The sequence below is a fragment of the Chryseobacterium ginsengisoli genome (assembly GCF_039542325.1).
GTDB classification, from domain to species: Bacteria; Bacteroidota; Bacteroidia; order Flavobacteriales; family Weeksellaceae; genus Chryseobacterium; species Chryseobacterium ginsengisoli.
The window spans coordinates 482103-504662 of record NZ_BAABHX010000003.1 but is presented as its reverse complement, the minus strand read 5'-3'; the positions used below and the strand labels follow the sequence as shown (position 1 = coordinate 504662).

Below are 22560 nucleotides of genomic sequence, written 5' to 3'. Positions count from 1 at the left end.
AATTAATTTATGATCACAACTGGTTTTATTGAAATTGATAAAAAAATTAATTGGTTAGAAATTCCAGCATTAATTGTTGTTGGTGGGATTCCATCAGGCGATATAGTATCATTTTTAACTTCATTAATAAAGAATTTAAGTATTGATAATAACATTCCAACAACATATTTTAATTTTCAATCTAACAATAATTTATTGTTTAATCGCTTTATATCAAATATTACTGAAATTCCACTCAAAAAATTTTTAACTAAGAATTTTAGCGATGATGAATTGCATAAAATTTTCAGTAAGGAAAATATTTTAAAAGATTCCCCAATTGTTTTTGAACAAAATTTTAGTGATTTAAATATTAAAGAACTTAAGGCTAAGATCATAAATTCAATTCAACAAAATAGTTCGAGAATCTTTATTTTTGATAATATACAAACATTGCATAATTTATTGCATAATAATGATAGCAGTATTTTAATCGATCAAACAATTCGAGAATTAAAATCAATTTCAAAAGAATTAGATATAACAATTATATTCGGTTCGGATATTAATGATGCAAACAAAAGACTTGATAAAAGACCAAAACTACTAGATTTTTATAGTTATACACAAATTGAAGATATTGCCGATTTAATTTTTCTGATTTATGTTCCAAAAAGTTATAAAATTACAGTTTGGGATAATGATGAAGATGGTATGGAGACCTCAACAGAGAACCAAGCTGAATTAATTATTGCAAAAAATAGAAATGGAGCTACCGGTACTGTAAGACTGTCTTATTTTATGGATATTGCAAAATTTGAAAATTTAAATGGATTTAGCCATTACCATAGTCCAAATGGATTTAATAAAATAAAAACAACTATTGATTTAGAATCCGCATTTGGTATCAAACAGAATACATTATCAATGAATGATGATGACGATGATTTTACTTTTTAAATTTAAGACTAAGATTTAGCTAAGATTAAAATTTAACCTAAAATAATAATTAACCTTAAATTAAATTTCAGTCCTAATTTACAATGAGAATAGAAATATACACTGACGGAGCTTGCAGCGGAAATCCCGGAAAAGGCGGATATGGAATTCTCATGCGCGTTCCTGAAAAAAATTATCAGAAAACGTTTTCGAAAGGTTTCAGAAAAACGACAAACAACAGAATGGAACTTCTGGCTGTCATCACAGCGTTGGAAAAACTGAAATCACCTGATAACGATATTCATATTTATACTGACAGTAAGTATGTTTCGGATGCTATCAATCAAAATTGGTTAGCCGGATGGATCAAGCGTGGCTGGAAAAATGTAAAAAATCCTGACCTCTGGCAGAAATTCGTAGTATTATACAATTTACACAAGCCTAAAATGCACTGGATCAAGGGACATGCAGGACATTTCGAAAATGAACTGTGTGACAAATTAGCCGTAACTGCCGCTGCATCAGACAGTTTAGACACCGACACTTATTTCGAGAATCTTGAAAACAATTCTTTGTTTTAATTTATATTCAAACTAAATTCAGATTAAAACTTTTCAGCATTTCCCCTTTTAACTTATCATTTTTTACCAAATAACCATCAATTTCGGCAAAATTAACATTAAATATATATTTATTGATTGGGATTTAATATCTTTGACTCGTCTAATTTAAGTGTACCAATAAATGAATAGAAAAAACTACCTTTTTTTGTTTGTAAGTTTTTTGCTGTGCTTCTCACAACACCTCACTTCTCAAACATATCAACTTACAGGAAATCCTATCTCCACTACAGGCTGGACGATGGTCTCTCCTACGATAGTCGGAGCAGGAAATGATTTCATACAATTAACTCCCGATACGAATAACCAATCCGGATCTATCAGATTAAACGACCCGATCAACCTAAAGTATTGTGATAAATGGAGAGTGGAATTCGATTTTAGGATGGATTCTAACCAAACTGCAAATGGTGACGGTATTGCCTTTTGGTATCTGCAAAATCCACCAGTAGCAAGTGTATTAGGTTCAGGTCTTGGAGTTTCTCAAAATGCAGTTGGTCTTGTTGTAGGATTTGATACTTACAATAACACTACTACGGCGGTAATGAGTAAAGTACATGTTGGTTACGGGCAGATTGCCAATACAACCGACAGCAACAACGTAGAATTTTTCAACGTTGCAGGAAGTTCTTTCCACTCGCCGGACATGAATACAACACTGCCTTTTCAGGGAGCGACGTATAAACATGTTGAAGTTACCTCACAAGTAGTTCCAGGAACTCAAAACTGGATGATAAAAATTACAATCGACGGTACTCAGATCTGTAATCAGGCATTCGCTCCATCAGGTGCGGCAGCTACAATGACAGTTGGATATTTCGGATTTTCAGCATCTACAGGTGGGAACAGATCGAGACACTCTATTAAAAACGTAAAAGTTTATGTAGATAAAGTTGCTCTAAACCAAACGACAATAACTGATACTTTCTGCCCGAATCCTACAACCGGACAAGGAACTGTTAATTTAACATCTTATCAAAATCAATTCGTAACAACTCCAGCCAATTACACGTTCTCATACAGCGTCGGAGGAACTGTGATTACGAATCCTACGAACTATCAGTTTAGTGCAAATACTTCGGTTTCAGTTTTAATTAAAGATAATTCAGGGCTACTTTGTGATAATCCTGATGGAAAAATACAATTGAATCTTTCACCGTTTACAGCAACTCCAGCAACACTTACAGAATGTAATAACAATAATGCTGGAACCGCAACTTTCAACCTTACCTTGGCAAATGTAAATGAACCGCCGGGTTCTACAAGAAAGTATTACAAGACAATGGCTGATCTGAATGCCGGAACTAATGAAATTATAAACTTCAGCACTTATCTTTCGGCTCCAGGAACAGTTTATGTAAAAGTAACAACCCCTCTTGGATGTACAGGTTCTGCACCGATTACATTAGCTTTCTTCCCACAAATTGTAGCAAATGATGCTACTGTGGAATCTTGTTTCATTGAAAGCGCTCCCAATACAGCATCTTTTGATTTAACTCAGGTTAATGTAACTTCAGCACCGGGCATCACTAAGAGATACTTCAAAACTCAGGCTGATGCAATAGCCGGAATTAATGAAATTTCACCTGCAATAGCTTATATTGCAACATCATCAACAGTTTATGTAAGAATTACAAATGTTGCAAACTGTTGGACAATTGTTAAAATAACATTGAAGGTTTTACCTCCTGTTTATTCTTCTATTTTAAAAGATAAAACAATCTGTATTGATGCCAAAACAAACCTGGATGCAGGTCCTGGATTCGACTCTTATCTGTGGAGCACAGGAGCAACAACTCAATCTATTCTGAATATGAGTCCCGGACTTTATTGGGTTCAGCTGAAAACAGGAAGATGTACAACGATGCAGTTAGTAAGAATCAATCCTGCTCCTCAACCTGTAATTGCAAGTATTGATATTACAAATAATACAATCACAGTGAATGTAACAGGTGGAAAAGGACCTTATCAGTATTCTTTAAACGGAACTACTTGGCAGGATTCTAATGTATTCTCGGGTCTTGCAAGAGGTGAAGTTGTAGTATATGTAAAAGACTCTTACAACTGTACGCCAATTCATGTTCAGATCACTGTGCCAAATCTTCTTAATGCAATCACGCCAAACGGAGATAACAAAAATGATTTCATTGATTATTCAGCTTTGGCTTATAAAAAAGATTTGGTTTTCACTGTTTATGACAGATATGGAAATATGCTTTATAAAGCTGATAAAATCAGAAATTATACTTGGGACGGAACTTCTGGTGGTAAAAAAATCGTTACAGGAACGTACTGGTACACAATTTCTTGGACAGAAAGCGATAAAAACCATACTCAGACAAAATACAACGGCTGGGTATTGGTAAAAAATATAGAATAATAATTTATATTAAAAAGATCACTCCGATTGTGAGTGGTCTTTTTTTAATTCTTAAAAGATAAATTCAATCGATTACTCATTAGAATTTATCGGCTATTTAACTTTTCAGTTTTTATCTAAAAGAAAATTGATCAGAATTAAATTAATTACCTGAAAATCAAAATTTAATATTAATAAACTTAACCAACTCGCTCAAATGAAAAAAGCATTACTTTATTATTTTTTTATCATTTTCATTTGTCTTACCGGAAGATTTTCCGCACAAACCTATCAGCTTACCGGAACCCCTGTAAATACTACAGGATGGGATCTTGTCTCTAATGCATCTGTAAGTGGAGATTTTGTACAGCTTACTCCGGATGTCGGTGGACAATTTGGAGTTATCAAATTATCAACCCCAATTAACCTTAAATATTGTGACAAATGGAAAGTGGAATTCGATTTCAGAATCGACGGAAACGGAACTACACAGTATGGAAGAGGTGACGGTTTCACATTCTGGTATCTAAGCAATCCGCCAACAGGATTTACAAGTGGTGGAGGTCTTGGTATTCCGGCAAATGCAAACGGATTAATGGTAGGCTTCGACATCTTCAACAATACGACTGAAGGACAGATGAGTAAAATTCATGTTCTGTACGGAACAAACAATTTACCTGTAGGAAACAACAATATTGAATACAACAACACTGCAGGAAGTACTTTTCACACTGCCGACCTTAATCCGACACAGCCATTTGTAGGAGCAAACTACAAACACGTTATCGTAAACGGCGAGATGGATCCGGTTAATACAAATATCTGGCATATTAAAATTCAATTAGATGGAGTTCTTCTTGTAGATCAAGCATTTACCGCTTCAGGTGGTGCAATTGGTATGACGACAGGATATTTCGGATTCTCTGCAGCAACAGGAGGTGCAAGTGCAAGACATTCCATTAAAAATGCTAAAATTTATATTGATAAAGTTCCAATTCTTACAAATACAATTACACCTTTTGTCTGTGTAAATCCAGCTACAGGAAATGGTTCAGTGGATCTAACATCTTTCCAGAACCAGTTTGTAACGAATCCGGCTAACTATACTTTTACATATCTTAATTCAGCAGGTGCGGTAATTACAAACCCAACTAATTATCAATATTCAACGGGAACCACAACAATTACCGTTGTCGTAAAAGATCCGTCTTCTACATTGTGTGATAATGGTGACGGAAAAATTGTTTTAACACCGACACCTTTTGCTGCTAACGACTTAACATTAACAGGCTGTAATAATAACAATGCAGGAGGTGCTGTTTTTAACCTTACTACTGCAGCATTATCATCGGTTCCGGGAAGTACATCTGTATTTTATAATACAATGTATGATCTTAATAATCATATTAATCCTATTACAAACCCTTCAGCGTTTCTTTCTCCTGCTGCGACAATTTATGCTCAGGTAACGACTCCGCAAGGTTGTACGGATGTTGCTGAAATTACATTAGCTTTATATCCGGTAGTGGTAGTTCAGGATGCAACTTTAAGAACTTGCGCCCTTAATACAAACCCTTCCACAGGATCGTTCGATCTTACAACTGCTCCCGTAACGACTGTAACAGGGACAAAAACATACTATCCATCTTTAGCTGATGCATTAAACGGAACTAACCAAATTTCAACACCGTCTGCATATATTTCGCCAAACGGAGTAGTATATATTAAAGTAACTAATGGAAATGGATGTTATTCGATTGCTAAAGTTACATTAATTGTAATTCCTCAAGTGTTTTCGAATACTTTAGATGACAAAATCATTTGTATTGAAGACACTACAACATTAGATGCAGGTTCAGGATTTACATCTTATAAATGGAGTACAGGAGCAACGACTCAGGCAATCAGCAATGTAGCTGTTGGAACATATTGGGTAGATCTTAAAACGGGCGATTGTACAGTAAGACAAACTGTAAAAGTTTATCCTTCCGCACAACCTGTAATTACGAGTGTTGATATTTCTAGTACAACAGTAACGGTATATGTAAATGGAGGAACTGCACCTTACAAATATTCTTTGGATGGAATTCACTGGCAGGATTCTAATGAATTTAAAAATATGCCGAGAGGTGACAGTCAGATTTATGTAAAAGATGCTTATGATTGTGATCCGATTACAATCACAATTGTTGTTCCGAATCTGATCAATGTTATTACGCCAAACGGTGACGGAGTTAATGATTTCATTGATTATTCAGCGCTTGCAGGAAAACAAAACCTTGTCTTTAATATATTTGACAGATATGGAGCTAAAATCCATCAGGCTGACAAATCAAACAGATACAAATGGGACGGAACAGTAGGAGGAAGAAAGGTTCCTACAGGAAGTTACTGGTATTCTGTTTCATGGAATGAAAATGATAAGAAAAGCACTCCGATCAAATATTCAGGTTGGATACTTGTGAAAAACAGAGATTAATCTTAATAACCATTCCACATAAAAAGGAAAGATCACTTCAAATTTTTGGAGTGATCTTTTTTTAGTATAATTTAGAACGAAATATTTCGTTTTAAGCTTACTTAATTCGTATTCAATTCTTAAATTTGACATATGAATTACTTGGAGGCTTTAAGCAGAAGATACTCTGTAAAAAAATTTAATAACGAGATTATTCCTCAGGAAACATTACATAATATTCTTGAATCAGGAAAACTATCGGCAAGCTCTCTTGGTCTTCAGCCTTACGAAATTCTTGTAGTGGAAAGCGAGGAAATGAAACAAAAATTAATTCCTGCTTTTTACAATCCATCGCAAATTTCTACATGTTCTCATTTAATTGTTATCATTTCAAAAAAAATTGTAGACGACAATTATATCACCGGATATTTCAGACACATTTCAAAGGTAAGAGAAACTCCTATGGAAAACCTGGATCCCTTTAAAAATAGTATCAATCAACATATTAATCAAAAAACTCAAGATGAAATTTTCAACTGGGCAGAAAAGCAATCTTATATAGTTCTGGCAAATTTAATGTACGCTGCGGCTATCGAAAATATAGACACCTGTCCTATGGAAGGCTTCCGTCAGGAACTTATTGAAGAAATTTTAGAAGTAAATCCTGAAACCGAAAAAGTAACCGTCACTCTTGCATTAGGCTACCGTTCGGAGGAAGATCATTTCCAGCACATGAAAAAAGTAAGAAAACCAAACGAAAAATTGTTTAAATTTATTTAATATTTAGACGATTGTCTTAAACTAAGGATATGATAAAAGCGGATGTATTAGTAATCGGTTCCGGTATTTCGGGACTTTCCTACGCCATAAAAGTTTCTGAGCAGCTTCCTGATGCCAAAATAATCATCGTAACAAAGTCTGACGAAGACGAAAGTAATACAAAATACGCTCAAGGCGGTCTTGCGGTAGTTACAGATTCTAAAAATGATAATTTCCAAAAACATATCGAAGATACGATGCGTGCCGGAGACGGAGAAAACAAACGCGACGTCGTAGAAATGGTTGTCACAGAAGCTCCCAAAAGATTCAAGGAAATTGTAGAATGGGGTGCGAATTTCGACATGAAAAATGGCGAATTTGCTTTAGGAAGAGAAGGCGGTCATACCGAAAACAGAATTGTTCATCATAAAGACATCACGGGTTTTGAGATTGAAAGAGCTTTATTGCAAACCGCAAAAAGCAGCCCGAACATCGAAATTCTGGATCATCATTATGTGATTGATATTATTACTCAGCATCATGTTCCGGGAAAAGAATTGAATGAAGGCGACATTCATTGTTACGGAGCCTATATTTTGGATGAAAAGTCTAAATCCATCAAAAAAATTACTTCAAAAATAACATTGGTTGCAACCGGCGGTGCAGGTCATGTTTATAAAAACACCACCAATCCGACGATCGCAACAGGAGACGGAATCGCTTTTGTAGCAAGAGCAAAAGGAAATGTTTCCAATATGCAGTACTATCAGTTTCACCCGACCGCTTTATACAGCAAAATGGATGGAATGTTGTTTTTAATTTCTGAAGCTGTTCGTGGAGATGGCGCAAAATTAAGAACAAAAAGAGGTGAAAAATTCATGCATAAATATGATGAGCGTGAAGAATTGGCTTCAAGAGACATCGTTGCAAGAGCCATTGATGCCGAAATGAAAATCACAGGAGACGAATATGTTGGTTTGGATTGTAAAGAAATGAATCATGAAAAATTCTTAGAACATTTTCCTAATATTTATAAAAAATGTAAAGACGAAGGAATTGATCCTTTCACACAATTAATTCCTGTGGTTCCTGCCTGTCATTATCTAATGGGCGGAATTGAGGTAGACAGAGACGGACAATCTTCCATAAGAAATCTTTTCGCTGTGGGAGAATGCACAAATTCCGGACTTCATGGAGCGAACAGATTAGCTTCAAATTCGTTACTGGAAGGTTTGGTTTTCGGACACAATGCTGCAATGAAAACCGTTGATCTCTTAAATGAAAATAATTTCAACTTTGATGATTTAAAAGCCGTTCCGGAATGGAATGAAGAAGGCATGAAAATCATGGACGAAATGGTCATCGTTTCTTACTTAAGAAAACAGCTTCAGGAAATGATGAGCGATCTTGTAGGAATTGTAAGAAGTAACCGTCGTCTAAATATGGCTTTACAAAAACATCAGGAAATTTCTGCTGCCGTAAATGAAATTTACCACTACTCTATTCTTTCGCCACAGTTATCGGAATTAAGGAATTTAACAACCGTTGCTCACCTCATCATTACCCAATCTATGGAAATGACTGAGAATAAAGGAGCGTTTTATAATAAAGATTTAGCTTAGGCATAAGTTATATTTTTCTGAATATGCTAAACAAAAACAATGAACAATATATTGGCTGGATTTTAGATTTAAAACAAAAAATTCAGCAAAGCCAGATCAAAGCAACCATTCAGGTGAATTCTGCTTTGATAGAAATGTATTGGGATTTGGGAAAAGAAATCTCTGAACGGAATTTTGAAAACACTTATGGTTCCGGCTTTTTTTTACAATTAAGTAAAGATTTACGTACAGAATTCCCTGAAATAAAAGGACTTTCTGAAAGCAATTTAAAATACTGTAAAAGATTTTATCTGTTTTATAATCAAAGTGATAAAAATCGTCAACAAGTTGTTGACGATTTGAGACCTCATCTTTTTCTCATTCCTTGGGGACATCATATTGCTCTAATAGCAAAATGTAAAACTCAGGAAGAAGCCCATTTTTATATCGAAAAGACAATAGAGAATGGTTGGAGTCGTGCTATTCTACTTAATATGATTTCCGGAAAATTATTTGAAAGCCAAGGAAAAACAATTAATAATTTTTCAAAAACACTTCCTGATTACGACAGTGAATTGGTACGTGAAACATTTAAAGATCCTTATATTTTCGATTTTATAAACATTACAGAACATCATAAAGAGAGAGAGCTGGAAAATGCTTTGACAGAAAATATTTCAAAATTCTTAATAGAATTGGGAAGCGGCTTCGCTTTTGTTGGAAAACAAGTTGAAATTTCTGTTGGCAATCAGTCTTTCTTTATAGATTTGCTTTTTTATCATATTAAATTAAAAAGGTATATTGTAATAGAATTGAAAACAGGACATTTTGAACCGGAGTTTGCCGGCAAGTTAAATTTTTATGTAACCGCTGTCGATAAAACGCTAAGAGATGAGAACGACAACGCAACTGTAGGAATGATTATTTGTAAAGACAAAAACGAAATTATTGCAGAATATTCCCTCACAGATCTTCATAAACCATTAGGAATTTCGTCCTACGAACTCAAAAAAATATTACCCGAAAATTTCAAATCTCACCTTCCATCAATTGAAGACGTAGAAAATGAATTAAAAAAATTAGACTCATGAAAAGACCAACTTACGTTACAGATAAAGTTTTAAAACAATTCATCAAAAATGCTTTAGAGGAAGACATTCAGGATGGTGACCATTCTACTCTTTCAACAATTCCGAAAGATTTGGAGCAAAGTGCAAAACTTTTGGTAAAACAGGACTGTATTCTCGCCGGAGTTGAATTGGCTGAAATTATTTTTAAAACTTTCGATAAAAACTTAAAAGTTGAAACTTTCGTAAAAGATGGTGATGCTGTAAAAGTTGGCGATGTTGCTTTTATCGTAACAGGAAGTGCAAGATCAATTCTTTCTACAGAGAGACTCGTTCTAAACTGCATGCAAAGAATGAGCGGAATCGCGACACTTACTCATGATTGGGATTCCAGATTAATTGGGACAAAAACAAAACTTTTAGATACAAGAAAAACAACTCCTAATTTCAGAGTTTGTGAAAAGTGGGCAGTCGCAATTGGCGGCGGAACCAATCACCGATATGGACTTTATGATATGATCATGTTGAAAGATAATCACATTGATTACAATGGAAGCATTACGAATGCCGTAAAAATGGCTAAAGATTATATCAAAAAAAATAAAAAGAAGTTGAAAATTGAGGTTGAAACTAGAAACCTTGAAGAAGTTCAGGAAGCCATTAATGCAAAAGTTGACAGAATCATGCTTGACAACATGGATGTAAAAACTATGAAAGAAGCAGTTAAGCTAATTAATGGATCTTGCGAGACCGAAGCATCAGGCGGAATTACTCGTGAACAGTTAAAAGAAATCGCTTCTACAGGTGTAACATATATCTCTGCAGGCGCATTAACACACTCCGCAGACAATATGGATTTGAGTCTCAAAGCCGTGAAATAGCATTGAGTTTTTAACAAAAATGACCGCAATTTGTTAAAAATTCAATAATGTGATTTTTTTCATGCAAAATGTTAATAATTATTTAATATTCTAAAAATCAATAATTTAACCCTTTTTTAGAACAATTAAAAATTAACATACAGTTAATATTAGTTAAAATTTATTTGCCGATTTTTGCATAAAATTTAAATCTAACTATTACTAACGATTATGAAATTAATCAACAAATCAATGCTAACTGCGATAATTACATTATCTACGGCTAGTGTTTATTACGCTCAACAAGTTCAGGATACTGTAAAAGATACAAGATCCAAAGACATTGAACAAGTTGTACTAACAGGAGTTGCGGATATCGCTAAAGAAAGAAAAACTCCGGTAGCAGTTTCAACAATCAAAGAAGCACAAATCGTACAAAGATTGGGTAACCAAGAATTCCCTGAGATTTTAGCAACAACTCCTTCTATCTATGCTACAAAAGGTGGTGGTGGTTTTGGAGACGGACGTATGAACGTAAGAGGTTTTGATACTTCTAATACCGCAGTAATGATTAATGGAGTTCCCGTTAATGATATGGAAGGAGGTACCGTATATTGGTCTAACTGGGCTGGGCTTTCTGATGTAACGTCTGCAATGCAGATACAAAGAGGTTTAGGATCTTCAAAATTAGCAATCGCTTCTGTTGGAGGTACAGTTAACATTATTACAAGAGCTGCAGATAAAAAGAAAGAGGGTAATGTAACTTTGGGAGTTGGTAATGATGGTTATCTAAAAACTTTATTTTCTTATAATACAGGAAAATCTGCAAAAGGATGGTCTACTTCATTCTTAATGAGTAGAACAGCTGGAGCAATGTATATTGACGGTTCAGATTTTGAAGCATATAACTACTATTTTGCATTAGGTTTCCAACCAAATAAAAAGCACGATTTCCAATTTACTTTTACAGGAGCTCCACAATGGCATAACCAAACCTTCAATAACACCATCGCAACCGATTTGGATATGGGCGACGGAAGATTAGACGGTGTTTTGTCTGATAAACCAAATAGAAAATATAACTCTAACTGGGGATATTTAAATGGTGAGCAATATTCTCAAACTGTAAATTATTATAGCAAGCCTGTTGCCTCTATCAACTGGGATTGGAATATTTCTGAAAAATCAAAATTATCTACAGTAGGATATGCTTCTTGGGGTAGAGGTGGTGGAACCGGAATTTTAGGTTCTATCAATGGTACTTCTATCAACTCATTACCTAAAACAGCAGACGGTTTAATTCGTTTTGATGATATCTACGCATGGAACACAGGACAAGCAGTTACTTGGAATCCAAATGTAGCAGCAGGAACCGGTATTAACAAAGTAAATGCAACTCCTTTTATTGGTACAACATCCAATGGTATTACCAGAAGAGCTAGTGTAAATTCACATGACTGGTACGGAATTCTATCCAATTTTCAACATAAGATTAACGAAAACTGGAATTTCTCCGCAGGTATAGATGCAAGATACTATTATGGTTATCACCCAGGTCTTGTTACTGATTTCTTAGGAAACAGAGAATACCGCGAAGCTGGAAACTACAACCAATTCCCATATTACACTGTTACACAATCATATAACGCAGCACCTCCTGCAAACCCTTTTGCAGCTGCAGTAAAAGACAAATCACAGATTGTATACAGAAATTATGATGGTAAAGTTCTTTGGGGTGGTGTTTTCGGACAGTTAGAATATACGAATGATAAAATTTCAGCTTTCGTACAAGGTTCTGCATCTGAGCAGAGCAACCAAAGAATTGATAAGTGGGTTTGGGATGGAACGTCTGCCGTTCCTACCGGAATATCTACTACACAGCAAGGACAAGTGGTAAACCAAAAAACAGATCAAAAATTCAGATTTGGATATAACGCAAAAGCTGGTGTGAACTATAATATTAACGAACAACACAATGTTTTCGTAAATATTGGTATTTATTCTAAACAGCCGAATCAAAATGCTATTTTCCCTTATTCATTGCCAACAAAAACTTTCGGTTCTTTGTATCAACAGATTGAAAACAAAGATCTAAGAAACGAAAAAGTTTCTTCTGCTGAAGTTGGTTATGGATTCAAAAGCGGAAAATTCAGAGCAAACGTAAATGCATACTACACAGATTGGAAAGACAGATTCGTTCGTGTTACAGGTATTGCTTATACTAATGCAGATGGGAGTGCTGGAACAAACGGTACTGCAAGTTTAACAGGCGTACGTGAAGTGCACATGGGAGTAGAACTAGAAACATTCTATAAGCCTCTAAACTGGTTAGAGTTCAACGGAATGCTTTCTATAGGAAACTGGAAGTACAAAAACAACCCAACAGGAAGAGTATCTGACGTAAACGGTGATCCAATTACAACAAACGGAAAAGACGAAGTTACTTTAGCTTTGGATGGACTGAAAGTTGGGGATGCCGCGCAAACAACAGCTGCATTAGGAGCAACTGTAAGACCTATTAAAAATCTTGATGTTTTCGGAACATGGAGATATATTGATAACTTGTACGGAACATTTAGCATCAACAATAGCTATATTATTAAAGATGGAGTTGTACCGGCTGCCAGAGCAGAAAAAGGATCTTTAAAAGCGCCTTCTTATAATCTTACAGATGTTGGAGCTTCTTATACATTTAATTTGAAAAATGGTAACAGACTAATTGTTACAGCGAATATCTATAACTTATTTGATACCACATACATTTCAGATTTGAGATCATCAGTTAAGAAAACATTCTCAGATTTCAAAACTTCTTCAAATACGGATGCACAGGCACAAACATTGTTAGATGCTTACAATGCAAATGCTAAAAACTTCTACAAAGGTTTAGATGTTAGCAACAACGTTTATTTCGGATTCGGAAGAACTTGGGCTGCATCTCTTTCTTACAGATTCTAATAATCTAAAAACATTAGATTTTATAAATACCAATCCCGGCTTTTCGCCGGGATTTTTGCTATATTTGCTCCTAGAAAAAAGAAAAAAATAGGATTATGGATTTTTACAAAGTATTTCTCAGTGCCCATAAAGGTTTCGGGTATTTAGAATTGGTTTTAGTTGCATTATTTGTTATTGCCTTATTAATTACCATGTTTGGGTACAGTGGAAAAGTGAACAAATTTTTAAAGAAAACTACACTTTTCACAATGATCTTCTTCCATGTTCAGTTTTTAGTCGGGATATGTTTATTATTCATATTCTCTCCAGGCTTTAAGGCTGCTTTAGATGCGGGAACATTAATGAAAGATCCATATTCAAGATTTCAATTTGTAGAGCATCCGTTTTCGATGTTGGTTGCTGCTGTTTTGATGACAATCGTTAACAAAAAAGTGAAAGTAAATCCTACTATTTCTTTAGGAATTGTGATTATGGGATTAATTGCAGCAGGTTTATTTGCATTCGCGTTCCCTTGGGCAAGAGTCTTTGGGGCATAAATATATTAACATAAAAATTTTTAATTAAATCAATGAAAGTAGCTGTAGTCGGTTCAACAGGAATGGTTGGACAAGTTATGCTTAAAGTTCTGGAAGAAAGAAACTTCCCTATCACCGAATTAATTCCGGTTGCATCGGAAAGATCTATTGGTAAGAAGGTGAAGTATAAACAGGAAGAATTTACAATTGTAAGCATGAAAGACGCTATAGCTGCCAAACCGGATATTGCAATCTTCTCAGCCGGCGGTGATACTTCTCTTGAATTCGCGCCACTTTTCGCTGAAGTAGGAACAACCGTGATCGACAATTCTTCAGCCTGGAGAATGGATCCTTCTAAAAAATTGGTAGTTCCTGAAATCAATGCAGATGTATTGACAAAAGAAGATAAAATCATTGCAAATCCGAACTGTTCTACTATTCAGTTAGTAATGGTTTTAGGACCTTTGAACAAAAAATATGATTTAAAAAGAGTAATCGTTTCAACTTACCAGTCTGTAACAGGAACGGGTAAAGCAGCTGTTGATCAATTAAACGGTGAAATCAGCGGAGACGATTCTGTTGCAAAAGTATATCCTTATCAGATCTTCAAAAATGCATTGCCACATTGCGATGTTTTTGCAGATGACGATTACACGAAAGAAGAGATTAAATTAATGAAAGAACCTAAGAAAATTTTAGGGGATGACACATTTAATTTAACCGCAACTGCAGTGAGAGTTCCTGTACAGGGAGGTCACTCAGAAAGTGTAAACATCGAGTTTGAAAACGAATTCGAACTTGATGAAGTAAGAAAAATCTTATCTGAAACTCCGGGAGTTGTGGTAATGGATAATGTGAAAAACAACGAATATCCGATGCCGCTTTACTCGGAAGGAAAAGACGAAGTTTTCGTCGGAAGGATAAGACGGGATTTATCACAGCCAAAGACTCTGAATCTCTGGATCGTGGCAGACAATCTGCGAAAAGGAGCTGCAACGAACGCAGTACAGATCGCAGAATACTTAGTATCAAATAACTTAGTGTAAACTAACAAAAATAAAAAGAGTCTCAAAATTGAGATTCTTTTTTTTATCAAACCTATGAACGTACAAAAGACTCATAATAAAGATAAATTAGCCTTTCAAAAGTGGATTGCTGCTTCTGGAGTTATCCTGTTTATCGGAAAAATCGTTGCATGGAAGCTCACAAATTCTGATGCTGTATTTTCTGATGCTATGGAAAGTATCGTCAATGTAATCAGTGCATTTATGGGATTGTATTCCTTGCATCTTGCTGCAAAACCCAAAGACGAAGATCATCCTTACGGTCACGGAAAAGTAGAATTCGTTACTTCCGGAATTGAAGGTGCTTTGATAGCCATTGCCGGAATCATGATCATTTATGAAGGTGTAAACAGCTTGGTAGTCGGAAAAACTTTAAATAAACTTGATTGGGGAATCTGGATCATTGCTGCAACAGCTATTGTCAATTATTTTCTTGGCTATATTTCCATTAAAAAAGGACAAGAGGAAAACTCTTTGGTTTTAGTGGCTTCCGGGAAACATTTGCAATCCGACACGATTACAACGCTTGGTGTGGTGATCAGTTTAGTTATTGTTTATTTCACTAAAATTTACTGGATAGATTCTGCTGTAGCATTGATTTTTGGTGGATATATTATTGTTGTCAGCTACAAGATCGTTCGTAAATCTTTAAGTGGAATTATGGATGAACAGGATCCTGAATTATTAAATCAAATCATTAAAGTTTTAGAAGACAACAGACGCACGGAATGGATCGATGTACACAATATGAAAATCCAGCAGTTCGGAGCCAATCTACATATTGATGCACACATCACTTTGCCTTGGTATTACAGCCTTCGTGACGCTCATAACGAAATGGAAAAGATGATCATTCTTTTAGCCGAAAACATTAACAGAAGTATAGAATTTAATTTTCACATGGACGACTGCAAACCTATTTCATGCCCTGTCTGTCAGATTAAAGACTGCCCCGTCCGTGAAAAAGATTTTGTAAAAAGAGTGATCTGGACTCCGGAAAATGTCACTTGCGTGGATAAGCATACAGCAGAATAACAAAAAAATATTACATTTGTTAAAAATATAAATATGGGAGTGGGAACCAATCTTAAAAGACTAAGAACGAAAACAAAATTTTCTCAACAGGATATTGCAGATCAATTGAATATCGACAGAGTAACTTATGCCAACTGGGAAAATGAAACGTTTGATATAAAGTCTCAATATATTCCTAAACTTGCCGATATTTTTGAGGTCGAAATTAAAGATTTGTTCGAAGAAGAAAAGACTTTTCATATTTCAAATAATACTTTCAATGATTCAGCAGGTGTAATTGTCTTTAACCTCTCTGATAAAAAAATCGCAGAAAAATTGAGTTTACAAATTGAAGAATTGATTAACAATCTAAAAAAGTAATTCTTTTACATATAAAATAAACCCCACCAAAATGTTTGGTGGGGTTTATTTTTAGATATTTAATCCTATATATCATCACTATTTGCAATTGACAAAATTCTATAGAGAAATATCGCCTATTATTTTATCTTTTAATTGTAAAATATCTTTGATCTCTAAAGGTTTTCTAGCAAACGATAACCTCTTATTCAATGGTTTTTTCCATATAATTTGAATCGAATCTTTATTCCGGGAACTTTTATCAAAAACTTTTTCATAATTTAGAACAAAGGTAGTCTTATATATTTTTCCTGATTTATTAAACTCATGTTTGTAGAAATCAAAAAATACCGGATGAAGATTACATAAAAAATCTTCAAATCTCCCTCCGATATAATTCTTTTTATTGTCGAATAAATATTTGGCAAAATTATCTGAAAACTTTTTAGGTCCGCAATGTAAAAAACCAAATGATACCGCTCGATTTTGAACAGAAATATCTTTAATTATAATCTTTTCTAAAAACAATTTCTCTTCTTCTGTAAAATCTGAAACTTCTAGCCATTTTTTACCTGGAAAAAACGAAGGATTAGTAATAATAGAATTTCCCCACTTTATATTCATACTCATAAAGGTCTTCTTATTTTTTGAAAAACCAAAGCTTGACGCATAATAACAACCATTATTATCTAAGCTCGATATTAATATTTTATATTTTAGCTTACTTAATAATTTAGAAAATGGTTTTCCAATATAGTTTGCCTTCTTCACTTCAAATTGTTTTAAATAATTCAAAGTATCTAATTGTGCTTTACTTTTAATTATAAAAAGCAAAGCACAAAATAGAAATATTTTATATAGCAATTTCATCATCTATACACCTTAATATCTTTTACTATTTTACCTCCGTAGAAATTCTTTTCATCATTAGTAAAAAAGAAAGCATTTAATTGCTCATAAGATTTTGTAGTTGATCTAGGAATAGGTGTTTCCCAAAAAATTGCTAAATTAATTACATTATGAAAAGAATATTCTTTTTCACAAAAATTAAAAGATGTTCTCGTAACGATATTTTTATTATTAAAAGGGGTGAAACTCCAAGCTGTTTTAGGATGAATTTGCATCATGTCATTAAGGAGTTTAGAAAAAGGCTGACCAATATAATTTGCTTTATTTATTTCAAATTGTTTAAGATAATTTAAAGTATCTAATTGCCCAAAACTTTTTGTAAAGCAAAAAAACAATAATATGATGAATGTTTTAAAAATGTTTTTCATTTGAGTGTTTATTTAAGATTACAATCTGTTATTTTTTCATACGTTGTTACTACTATGAACGGGAAAGCTGTATTTCCTGTAGGAACTTGTATTTCAATTTCTTTTACAAATATAGGTTGAAAATTTCCATTGCTGTCTTTTTTACTTAATCCCATTCCTGTATTGTATTTTCCTATCACAAAAGCCATAGCTAACTCTTTTGCTTCTTCATCTGATTTACCGATATCTTTAAAATATTTTTCCGATAAATCAAAATCTTTACCAATATCTTTTGTTGGATTCCATGCATTATCTTCTGAGCTAAAATACTGGGATGGAGGATGAGTTAAAGGGAAATTGTCAAAATCTGATTGATTTGTGACTACACATGCATAAGTAGTTCCTTCAGCTCCATTTATAAGATAATAATCAAAGTTTGGGTTTTGATAATTATTTTGCATAAACCAATAAATATCACCAGTTGAAGGCACTTCATAAGTTTTAATGGTATGATCATGAATTCCTCCTTCGGCAGTAAAATCAGTATGTGTCGGAGGTAGATCGACTTGAGCTCCCGAAGAATCGCCTAATATAATATTTGAAGTTTTATAATTCCCTGAAGCGTCTTTCCCAAATATAAATCCTTTTTCTATTGTAGATGTAGAAATTCCAATTTTCATTATGGTATTTTGTGCAGCAATTACTGCCTGATCTAAAAGATTTTTTGCTTTTGTGTTTTCAGTAATTATTTTTTGACAAGGAGTTTCATCAATAACAATACCCGTATCATCATTCTCACTACACTGTTGTGATATTCTGTAAAATGCAGTTCCACTTTGTGTACAAGGATCTTTCGGAGGTTGTGGTCCGGGAGTTCCACCTCCGCCATCACCGCCTCCCGAGGTGTTAGGAATCTGTGGCGTTGCATCACCATCTGGAACACTGATTACCACATCATAGCATATATTCACATGACACTTTGCCATACAATTATCGCACTTTCCTTCTCCATGATGAGAACACTGCCAATACACACCACAGGATTGAAGCCATATCATTTTTCCATTTTGCTGTATGGTAGCCGTAGAAGTAGTTAAATTTTTTATTCGCATTCTTCCGTATTCATTATTATACTTTTTGCCGACAAAAAGATCTTTCGGGATATTGGTGAAATCTTCATTCCCGAAAGTCTTGTTATCCATATACATAAAAGTATAAAACATTTGCTCCCGAAAATCTTTATCTATTTTTTCACTGTAGACAATATTTTCCAACAATTTATTGTCATAATCTCTCACTCCGATTATCGAATTTTCATCATCTAGTGTAGCAAAAAGCACAGAGCTCATCGTTTCATTATCATCCGAAAGCGGAATCATCAAACCTGTTGCATTCTCCGCATCCACAACCTGCATCTTGTCCCAGATCGGCATTCCTTTTTGGTCAGGGATAGTAGACAGGAAATCTTTTTCCCTATTATAAGCTTCAAGAATACTAATGTAATCTACACCCGATTTAGCATTTATACCTCCTTTATTGATGTGTTTAAAGAAATTGGCATTGTTTCTTTGAGGATTGGTTTCGCTGTTGGCAAAATCTTCATTGTGGCAGGACCCAAATAAGGTCAGAAAGACTGTCAGTATAGACAGCCACGAAATCATTTTTTTCGTCATGGTCATTTGTTTGTTTCTTTAGTTAAAAAAATCTTTACATATATAGAGATGCATTATTTTCCTTTTTGGTTGGAAAAGATTTAAAAAAATTTTAATCTATATATGAACAGGGACAAAACTAAAATATAAATTTCAGAAGTTCTGTAATACAAACACAACAAAATTTATCATGCTTTTCCAACATTTAACCAAAACAAACAATTACCATTCAAATCATTACACTTATTTCTCTTTTAGATGAAATTTTTATAATTCAAATAAGATTTTAACGAAAAAAAAACTTTACTTTTTTACTCCCAAAGCGGCTTTGTAGATTTCCATTTCCTTTTGAAGATCCAAAAGCAGCTGCGTTTTTTCTTTAAGCTCTCTAACAATTTCAGAGTTTTCGTTAAGAGCAAATGATGGTGGATAATAATTGATAAGTTCAGTAAGAAAATCATATTCTAACGCTAAACCAAGATCCCAAAGAATCCTAAACTGCAATGAAGGCTGCTTAAAATAGTTAGCCAAAGATGTTGGAGTTATCTGCATTTTTCTGGCTACTTCAGCCTGCGTCAGTTTTTTATCAGCTATTATTTTCTTTACCCACTCCCCTATGTGAGGAAAAGAAGACATGTTTTTCTTTTGTTTTTTCTTGATACTCATCATTATAATTTATATATCTAAATATACTAATTAAAAGCACAATACATACTATTATATGCATAAAGCATAAAGCATATAGCCATATTCTCTATGCATATTTAATGATGCTTTAAGTTAAGAAATAAATGTAAAAAACATATCCACATAAGCATAATACATTTAAAAACATGCCTTATGCATATAAAAATATATTTAGAGCATATCAGAAGAAGTTATAATGATGTTATTTTAACTTGCCGACTTGTTTCCTGTAATAAAACATCGGAATAATCAAAAGTAAAATCAAAGGCTGAATTACAAAACGCCTCATATAAAAAGAAAAAAGATAGCCAATTTCGAATCTGTCATAGATACAATACAGATAAATCGGGAAAGTGATGAAAAAAATTATGGTAATTAAAATCGCACCCTGAATCGTCCATTCTTTATTTTTAAACCAAAAATGAATAACCAGACATGAAAAAATTAAGTTCAAAATAAACCTGAAAAGATAACCTAAGATTAATTTCCCCCACTCGAAAGGCGGAAACGGAAGATTTTTATTAGCCTCATGAAAATAATTAAGGAAAGGATCATAGAAAAGTTTGTCTTCGAGCACTCTCACACCCATCAATCCACAAACTCCGATGATAATCAAATACAAATTAAGAATTTTCATGTTTTAAAGCAAAAAATTTAATCCAGATCAGCCAAAGAATCACTACAGTTCCATAGATTACGGCTGGAAAAATATAATCGTGAGTCATTTTACTGTATTCTTTGTAATCCAGAACGACAAGATTCAGTCCTACAATTCTCAATACATTCATAATATAAAGTAAGACAAGACCTATCAATACAAAAACAAATGTCTTTTTCCCTTTATAAAAAGCAAAAACAAAAGCGACGAAAAGAATCATTACAGAAACCGCATTACAGCCTTCCACCATTCTGGTCGGATATTCATTTTTAACATAAAAATAAACCTGTTCTCCTTTTACATCATTATAAAGTTGGGTAGGATAACCGATAGAATTCTGAATGTGCCTCACCTGTTCTGCAATCAATCGTGAGAATGGATCCAAACCTTCTTTTTCAAAACTGTTCAGAAAAAACTGATACGCAAAAAGCAACACCAGATAAATGATGATGAAGCGCAGCAAAATTCCTAAAACAGGTTTAAAATCCTTTAGCATATTACAAAGATAGAAATTAGACTGTAAATTACTATATTTGTTTCATCTATGAATTCTGAAAACGCACAACGGTTTCTTGAAAATTATACCGGTAAAAAACATTCTGAGTTTATTATTTTAGCTCAAAGCGGTTCCGCGAGAGTAAATTTTTTGGCTAAAACCGGAAATGAGAAGTATATTATTACGTACAATGAAAATGTTCAGGAGAACGAAAGTTTTTTATATTACTCTGAAATTTTCTCTGATCTAGACCTTAATACTCCTAAAATTCTAAAAATTTCCGATGACAGAAAAATGTATATTCAGGAATTTTTGGGAGGAAACACTCTTTCTGAAGTTATTGCAAAAGAAGGTTTATCCGACAATGTAAGATCTTTGGTAAAGCAAACGCTGGAAAAACTGTATCAATTACAAATTTCAACGCAAGATAAAATTGATTTCACCAGAACTTTTGAATACGAAAGTTATGATGAACTTCCGGTAACGCACGATTTATATTATTTCAAAAATTTCGTGGCAGATGTTCTCGAACTCGAATATAATAAGTCTACTCTTTTGAAGGAATTCAAAAAAATCGTCAACCTCATCGAAAATCTTGAACCGAAAGGATTAATGATCCGCGATTTTCAGGCAAGAAACATTATGGTGAACGAAAAAAATGAAGTTTCATTTATCGATTATCAGTCTGCGATGAAAGGACCTTTGATGTATGATGTCATATCTTTTCTGTTTCAGGCAAAAGCCAATTTTCCTGAAGATCTTAAAAATGAAATGCTTGATTTTTATAGTAATCAATTTGAAGATCAGGAAATTAAAAATCAACTAAAAGCTTCGGTGAAACCGATTCAACTGATGAGATTTTTACAGGTTTTGGGAGCTTACGGATTCAGAGGGCTGATTCAGAGAAAGCAACATTTTATTGCAAGCATAGAAAAAGGAATTGAAAACATTACAGAATTTGCACAGACCTGGGAAAATATGAAAGATTATCCTGAGCTGGAAAAAGTAATCGCACAATTGAGTTTGGAGAAAACGAAATTGAAAATTGAAGAGATTTTAAATAGCTAAAGTCTTCGACAAGCTCAGACTGACACTGATTGAATTACACTTTATTTGAATATAGTAATAAAGAAAAAGTTTAGTATTAGCGAAATGTCATCCTGAGCGCGAAGCAGTCGAAGGATCTTTCAAAAACAGAACTTAGATTCCTACGGAATGACAAAAAGGGATTGAAAAAATTATAATTAGAAAATAAAAC

General features: G+C 33.8%; 20 protein-coding genes. 14 read left to right on the top strand and 6 right to left on the bottom strand.

Annotation, left to right across the window (positions count from 1 at the left end):
- The first annotated feature begins 9 nt into the window (after positions 1–9).
- The 13 genes from ABD940_RS11560 to ABD940_RS11500 all read left to right on the top strand — a co-directional run bounded on the left by ABD940_RS11560 (position 10) and on the right by ABD940_RS11500 (position 16574).
- Positions 10–939 (top strand): DnaB-like helicase C-terminal domain-containing protein, encoded by a 930-nt coding sequence (locus ABD940_RS11560; RefSeq protein WP_345203854.1) that lies wholly within the window; start codon positions 10–12, stop codon positions 937–939.
- Positions 940–1022: 83 nt separating this feature from the next.
- Positions 1023–1499: a ribonuclease HI gene (gene rnhA / locus ABD940_RS11555; RefSeq protein ID WP_345203851.1), complete on the top strand. Its 477-nt coding sequence runs from the start codon at positions 1023–1025 to the stop codon at positions 1497–1499.
- 163 nt (positions 1500–1662) lie between these two features.
- Positions 1663–3918: a T9SS type B sorting domain-containing protein gene (locus tag ABD940_RS11550; protein ID WP_345203848.1), complete on the top strand. Its 2256-nt coding sequence runs from the start codon at positions 1663–1665 to the stop codon at positions 3916–3918.
- Between the two features lie 196 nt (positions 3919–4114).
- The gene (locus tag ABD940_RS11545; RefSeq protein WP_345203846.1) at positions 4115–6376 is read left to right on the top strand and encodes a T9SS type B sorting domain-containing protein; all 2262 of its coding nucleotides are present in this window, start codon (positions 4115–4117) and stop codon (positions 6374–6376) included.
- Between the two features lie 132 nt (positions 6377–6508).
- Positions 6509–7135, top strand: coding sequence for an NAD(P)H-dependent oxidoreductase (locus ABD940_RS11540; protein WP_345203842.1), 627 nt, complete (start codon positions 6509–6511; stop codon positions 7133–7135).
- A 29-nt stretch (positions 7136–7164) separates the two neighbouring features.
- Positions 7165–8736 carry an L-aspartate oxidase gene (nadB, locus tag ABD940_RS11535; RefSeq protein WP_345203839.1) on the top strand — a complete coding sequence of 524 codons (1572 nt, stop codon included), beginning with the start codon at positions 7165–7167 and terminating at the stop codon, positions 8734–8736.
- Between the two features lie 23 nt (positions 8737–8759).
- Positions 8760–9806 (top strand): PDDEXK nuclease domain-containing protein, encoded by a 1047-nt coding sequence (locus ABD940_RS11530; protein ID WP_345203836.1) that lies wholly within the window; start codon positions 8760–8762, stop codon positions 9804–9806.
- Complete coding sequence (gene nadC / locus ABD940_RS11525) at positions 9803–10663, top strand: carboxylating nicotinate-nucleotide diphosphorylase (RefSeq protein ID WP_345203832.1); 861 nt, start codon at positions 9803–9805, stop codon at positions 10661–10663. Before ABD940_RS11530 ends, nadC begins: the two co-directional genes overlap by 4 nt.
- A 210-nt stretch (positions 10664–10873) precedes the next feature.
- The gene (locus ABD940_RS11520; protein WP_345203829.1) at positions 10874–13600 is read left to right on the top strand and encodes a TonB-dependent receptor; all 2727 of its coding nucleotides are present in this window, start codon (positions 10874–10876) and stop codon (positions 13598–13600) included.
- 95 nt (positions 13601–13695) lie between these two features.
- Entirely contained in the window at positions 13696–14136 is a 441-nt protein-coding gene (locus ABD940_RS11515) for a hypothetical protein (RefSeq protein WP_345203826.1), read from the top strand.
- Positions 14137–14168: 32 nt separating this feature from the next.
- On the top strand, positions 14169–15161 hold the full coding sequence (locus ABD940_RS11510; RefSeq protein WP_345203822.1) for an aspartate-semialdehyde dehydrogenase: 993 nt from the start codon (positions 14169–14171) through the stop codon (positions 15159–15161).
- Positions 15162–15215: 54 nt separating this feature from the next.
- A complete protein-coding gene (locus ABD940_RS11505; RefSeq protein WP_345203819.1) occupies positions 15216–16214 on the top strand; it encodes a cation diffusion facilitator family transporter in 999 nt (332 codons plus the stop codon).
- 33 nt (positions 16215–16247) lie between these two features.
- On the top strand, positions 16248–16574 hold the full coding sequence (locus tag ABD940_RS11500; protein WP_345203816.1) for a helix-turn-helix domain-containing protein: 327 nt from the start codon (positions 16248–16250) through the stop codon (positions 16572–16574).
- A 99-nt stretch (positions 16575–16673) separates the two neighbouring features.
- Here the strand turns inward: ABD940_RS11500 and ABD940_RS11495 are convergent, their stop codons facing one another.
- The 6 genes from ABD940_RS11495 to xrtF all read right to left on the bottom strand — a co-directional run bounded on the left by ABD940_RS11495 (position 16674) and on the right by xrtF (position 21302).
- Positions 16674–17324: a hypothetical protein gene (locus ABD940_RS11495; RefSeq protein ID WP_345203814.1), complete on the bottom strand. Its 651-nt coding sequence runs from the start codon at positions 17322–17324 to the stop codon at positions 16674–16676.
- 98 nt (positions 17325–17422) lie between these two features.
- Complete coding sequence (locus tag ABD940_RS11490) at positions 17423–17830, bottom strand: hypothetical protein (protein WP_345203812.1); 408 nt, start codon at positions 17828–17830, stop codon at positions 17423–17425.
- A gap of 8 nt (positions 17831–17838) precedes the next feature.
- Positions 17839–19482 carry a hypothetical protein gene (locus ABD940_RS11485; protein WP_345203810.1) on the bottom strand — a complete coding sequence of 548 codons (1644 nt, stop codon included), beginning with the start codon at positions 19480–19482 and terminating at the stop codon, positions 17839–17841.
- A gap of 282 nt (positions 19483–19764) precedes the next feature.
- Positions 19765–20127 carry a helix-turn-helix domain-containing protein gene (locus tag ABD940_RS11480; protein WP_345203807.1) on the bottom strand — a complete coding sequence of 121 codons (363 nt, stop codon included), beginning with the start codon at positions 20125–20127 and terminating at the stop codon, positions 19765–19767.
- Between the two features lie 223 nt (positions 20128–20350).
- The gene (locus ABD940_RS11475; protein ID WP_345203804.1) at positions 20351–20785 is read right to left on the bottom strand and encodes an exosortase F system-associated membrane protein; all 435 of its coding nucleotides are present in this window, start codon (positions 20783–20785) and stop codon (positions 20351–20353) included.
- Positions 20772–21302 carry an exosortase family protein XrtF gene (gene xrtF / locus ABD940_RS11470; protein WP_345203801.1) on the bottom strand — a complete coding sequence of 177 codons (531 nt, stop codon included), beginning with the start codon at positions 21300–21302 and terminating at the stop codon, positions 20772–20774. Before xrtF ends, ABD940_RS11475 begins: the two co-directional genes overlap by 14 nt.
- A gap of 48 nt (positions 21303–21350) precedes the next feature.
- Here xrtF and ABD940_RS11465 point away from each other — a divergent pair, with 48 nt between their 5' ends.
- Positions 21351–22370: an aminoglycoside phosphotransferase family protein gene (locus ABD940_RS11465; RefSeq protein ID WP_345203798.1), complete on the top strand. Its 1020-nt coding sequence runs from the start codon at positions 21351–21353 to the stop codon at positions 22368–22370.
- Positions 22371–22560 lie beyond the last annotated feature (190 nt).